The following is a 4,627-nucleotide window of genomic DNA, read 5'->3' as shown; positions in this document are numbered from 1 at the left end:
GACGACGACCGCGTCGAGCGTCTCCACGTCGGGCTTGCGCTTCAGCCACTCCCGCCCGCGGTCGCCAGGGGTGTAGGGCGCGTCCGGGTCCTTCAGCATGACCCCCTCGTGGCCCGCGTCGAGCGCGGCCGCCTCCGCCGCCTCGACGGCCTCGACGTCGCTCGCCAGGTCGAGGGTCGCGGCCGCGTCCGGAGCGGCGTCGACGAGGCGGTCGTGGCGGACCCGGAGCGGCTCGTCGAGGAGGTCCGCGCCGTCGGCGTGGAGGCAGTCGAAGGCGTGGAGCCGGAGCGACACCTCCTCGCGCATGCGGTCGACGTCGTGTTTCCGGCGGAACCGCCGCAACACCTCCTGGAACGGGAGCGGGTCGCCGTCGTCGTCGACCGCGACGACCTCGCCGTCGAGGATGACCGGGACGTCGACGCGGTCCGCGACGCGCTCGGCGATCTCCGGGAGCGCGTCGGTCACGTCGTCCATGTTCCGGGAGTAGAGCCGCGGACCGAGCGCCTCGCGGTCGGTTCCGCCGTCCACTTCGGGGTCGTCGGCCTCGCTCTCGTCGTCGGCCTCGCCCCCGTCGCCGGGCACGTAGTGGACCTGCACGCGCGCCCCGTCGAACTTGGTCTCGACGGCGACCTCGCCGAACGACTCGACCGCATCGGTCGCGGTCCCGGCCTGCGCGAGCATCGCCTGCACGGGACGCCCCACGACGAGCCCCTCCGCGCGGAGGCCGGCGAGCCCCTCGTCGCGCGCGAGGGCCGCGACGCGGCCGTAGTCGTTCGTCACCTGCAGCGCCCGCTCGACGGCGGCGACCGCCTCGTCGCCGGCGCAGAGGGTCGGCTCCGCGTCGTCGCTCTCGGCGGGGCCCGCGTCCGGCTCCGACTCCTCGCCGTCGCCAGCGTCCCCGACCGACTCCGAGAGGAACGTCTCGGCGACCGCGTCGCGGACGGTCCCCTCGCCGACGCCGATCCGCATCTCGCCGAGCACCAGGCGCGCGAGGAACTTCGCCTCGGACGGATCACACCGATTGAAGAGGCCGAACAGCGCGTCGAGCTTGCGCGACTCGCTGCCGTCGCCCGACGCGGCCGCCAGCTCGCGCAGCGCCCCGTCGACCTCGGCGACCGTGAGCGCGTCGCGGCCCTCTCCGAAGGCGGCGAGGCCGCGTTGGCCGCCGAAGTCGAAGCCGGCGGCGACCGCGCCGATCTCGCCCGCCGCCGCGAGCCGGTCCTCGACGTCGGCGGCCGTCACGTTCGGGCCCGCGGCGCGGGCGATCGCCTCCCGGCACAGCGCCGGGCCGATATCGAGGGTCCGCGTGTCGTGCGCCGGGAAGACGCGCCCGAGCAGGAAGCGGGTGACCGTCGGGAGGTCGTCGCCGGCGCGGAGGGCCGGCTCCGCGTCGTCGCTCGCGTCGGCCGCGTTCCCCCCTCCGCCGGCCGCCGCGAGCAGGTCGGCGACCGCGAGCGTCGTCCCGATGTCGCCCGGCTCGGCCGCCAGCCGCTCGGCGCGCGCGGCGAACGTGGCGAACTCCATAGGGTGGGTCGGAAATCGGCGGGCAAAAGCGCCCCGATACGTCCCACGTGCTCCCGCTCTCCGCCCCGACCCCACGTCGTGCCGACCGTCCCCACGCCGCCGATCGGCCGTAGCCCTTTTTACGAGGCCGACACGTCGACCGTCCCATGAGCACGGATTCCGCCCTCGCAGACGGCGTCCGCGAGGCGCTCGCCGTCGACCCGGACGAGTTCGCCGCGCGCGCCGAAGAGGAGGCGGAGATCGTCAAACAGGAGCTCCGCGACGGGTCCTTCGACAACCACCAGTCGATCGTCGGCTTCGAGTACGAGTTCTACGCGGTCGCCGACGGGCGCTGGAGCGAGGAGTCGCGGGCCGGCGAGTACGCCCTGATGCGCGTCCCGCGCCGGCTCCTGGAGCTGATGGGGTTCGAGAAGGAGCTCGGGCTCCACAACGCGGAGATGTCGACGAGCCCGCAGCCCCTCTCCGACCACGGGCTCCGGGCGCAGCTCGCGGAGGTTCGCGCGCGGCTGGAGGCCGCGGAGAACACCGCGGGCGTCGAGGGGATGCGGCTCGTCTCCGACGGGATCTGGACCATCCCCCCGACCGGCGAGACGGCCCGGGGGTACCTCACCGACTGCGTCGACGTCGACGGCGTCACCGTCGCGGTCAACATGAGCGACTCGGTCCGGTACCACGCGATGGCGAACGCGGGCGCGGACGACCGGTGGGGGACGGTCGTCGAGGCGCCGGGGGTGTCGCTCGCGGCGGACACCGTGATGCCGGAGAGCCTCATCACCTCGATCCAGCCGCACTACCAGGTCGCGCACGCGGAGACGCTCCCGCGGCACTTCCGCTACGCGCTCCGGATCGCGGGGCCCCTCCTCGCGCTCGGCGTCAACTCGCCGTTCTTCCCGCCGGAGCTGTACGACGAGGGCTGGGACGGCCAGCGCGTCCTCGCCGAGGGCGCCGCCGAGAACCGGATCCACGTGTTCGAGTCGGTGCTCAACGAGCGCACCGAGGACGACAAGGTGCGGTTCCCGCGCGACGTCCACGACGTCGAGACCGCGGTCGACCGGATCGCCGGCGACGAGACGCTCGTCCCGATGCCGGAGCCCGAGGGGACCGACCGCTTCGACGACGCGTTCGCGACCTTCCGGACGAAGCACGGCAGCTACTGGCGGTGGGTCCGCCCGGTCTTCGAGGGGGCGAGCCGGTCGAGCGCGAACGCCCGGATCGAGTTCCGCCCGATCGCGGCCCAGCCCACCGTCCGCGACTCCATCGCCTTTCAGGCGGCGTTCGCCGGGCTGATGGAGGCGCTCCCGCAGCGCGAACACCCGGTCATCCGGCTCGACTGGGAGACCGCCCGCGACAACTTCTACGCCGCCGTCGCCGACGGGCTCGGCGCCGACGTCGAGTGGATCGGCCGCGACGGCGAGACCACGACGGACACCGACGCGATATACGAGGACCTCCTCGATCACGCCGAGGCCGGCCTGCGGACCGCCGGCTGTCCCGAGGAGGAGGCGGCCTCGTGGCTCGCGCCGCTCCGGTGGCGCGTCGCGAACCGGACCACGCCGGCGAGCTGGAAGCGCGACCGGGTCCGCGCGCGCCTCGACGCCGGCGACGACTTCGAGACCGCGGTCCACGACACCCAGCGCGAGTACATCGACCGACAGTCCGAGACGCTCGTCGAGGGCGGCTTCTCGGCCTGGAAAGACAGCGGTGACGCGGAGTAGCATTTATAAAAACGGACGGCCGAAGACCGCACCAACCGATCCGGCGCGCTCCAGCGAGCGGCTCGGAGGGCCGCGAGCGGACGGCGCGAGGTCGCCGGCGCTCCGCGCCGGCTGTCAGAGAATCTTCGATTCTCGCTGGAGTCAGTCGCCCGGAGCGACGCGGAGGGCGACTGACAGGGCGAGAGCGAAGCTCTCGCTTGCAGCCGGACGTAGTCCGGCGACGAGGCTGGGGAGGCGTGAGGTTGCGGTGCTGTGCGGTCGGGTGGGACACAAAGGGGCAGCCACGAGGAGCGCGGAGGCGACGCAAGCACCGCAGGGAGCGAGTGGAACGAGCGACTGAGGAGCGCAGCGAGCGTGCGCGCTCCTCGTGGCTGGGGCTTTGGAGGTGTTCACCCCCGATCCCGAGTCAATCTCATTTAAACGAACGTCTGTGTCACCGATCGAGGATAGCCCACGCTCACGGAGCAAAAACGCGTATGAATGGCGGACAGGCGGGGTGGCCCGGCGTTCCAGCGCGGGGTATCCCGGTTGCCTTCTCCACCCCGCGACCCGACGAGCGACGGGCGTTCGGCGATGGGCTGCTCGCTTCCGCGCCTGACCCGATATCGCCGACGAACCGCGACGGACCGCTCCTGCGAGCGGGCGCCACGGACCGCTGTCCCCGGCGGACGAGGCTTCCACGTTGGCTCTCGGGGCCCGCGCCGGTCTGACCGGACGCGCCCGCTGTTCGGTCCCCGCTAAAGACTACCTCACGGGTGACGAGCGGGGCCTAACCGCCCGACCTAGTCCGTTTGACGATACTCGGGTCCGGCATAAGGGCCTTTCGTTCGGCGGCGCCCTCCCTACGACAGCAGCGCTCGGGCGTACACCGCGGCGGAGACCGGGAGCGGGACCGACACGGCGACGACGGCGGGCGCGTGCCACTGCAGCCAGCGGTAGTCGCCGAACATCGTCGTCGGCTCGACGGCGAGCGCCCACGTCGCCGCGCTGAGCGTGGTCACGACGCCGAGGATCACCGCGACGCCCGCGAGCGTCCCCGGGTCGAGGTTCCCTTCCTCGACCGAGGCGACGACGACGGCGGTCAGCAGCGCGAACAGCGCGATCCCGCCGGCGCCGAGGGTGCCGGCGGCGTAGTAGCCGGCGAGCTGCGTCGCGTACCCCGACACGAGCGCGTACGGGGCCGCGAGCACGACCACGGTGACGACGCCGGCGGCGATCCCCGTCCGGCGAGAGACGTCGCGGAGATTCATGCCCGTCGGTCGGTCCGGGACCGCGGTAAAAGGACCGGATCGGCGCCGACGCCGACCGTGCGACCGCGCCGGCCCCACCGTCGCACCACCGCATCGACCGCGTCGTCCGCACCGGCCACACCGGCCACACCGGCCACA

Annotated in this window: 3 protein-coding genes and 1 other RNA gene; 1 reads left to right on the top strand and 3 read right to left on the bottom strand. The window is 73.2% G+C overall.

Annotation, left to right across the window (positions count from 1 at the left end):
* Window positions 1-1,524: DNA ligase (locus tag DJ74_RS08340; protein WP_094526950.1), on the bottom strand; the 1,524-nt coding region annotated here is incomplete at its 3' end.
* A gap of 146 nt (window positions 1,525-1,670) precedes the next feature.
* Between DJ74_RS08340 and DJ74_RS08335 the strand changes: the two genes are divergently transcribed.
* Entirely contained in the window at window positions 1,671-3,239 is a 1,569-nt protein-coding gene (locus tag DJ74_RS08335) for a hypothetical protein (RefSeq protein ID WP_094524245.1), read from the top strand.
* A gap of 481 nt (window positions 3,240-3,720) precedes the next feature.
* Here DJ74_RS08335 and ffs read toward each other — a convergent pair.
* Together ffs and DJ74_RS08325 are read right to left on the bottom strand one after the other, a co-directional pair.
* Window positions 3,721-4,032: signal recognition particle sRNA (gene ffs, locus DJ74_RS08330), an RNA gene on the bottom strand.
* A 49-nt stretch (window positions 4,033-4,081) separates the two neighbouring features.
* Window positions 4,082-4,489, bottom strand: coding sequence for a hypothetical protein (locus DJ74_RS08325; protein ID WP_094524244.1), 408 nt, complete (start codon window positions 4,487-4,489; stop codon window positions 4,082-4,084).
* Window positions 4,490-4,627 lie beyond the last annotated feature (138 nt).

Origin of the sequence: Halorubrum sp. Ea8 (genome assembly GCF_002252925.1) — an archaeon.
In the GTDB taxonomy this organism is placed as follows: Archaea; Halobacteriota; Halobacteria; order Halobacteriales; family Haloferacaceae; genus Halorubrum.
The sequence above is the reverse complement of the archived record's forward strand: the minus strand, read 5'-3'. Positions and strand labels throughout refer to the sequence as shown.

Bases quoted from the DNA above. Each gene is read 5' to 3' on its own strand.
- DJ74_RS08335 (WP_094524245.1), top strand. From the start codon at position 1,671: ATGAGCACGGATTCCGCCCTCGCAGACGGCGTCCGCGAGGCGCTCGCC.
- DJ74_RS08325 (WP_094524244.1), bottom strand. From the start codon at position 4,489: ATGAATCTCCGCGACGTCTCTCGCCGGACGGGGATCGCCGCCGGCGTC.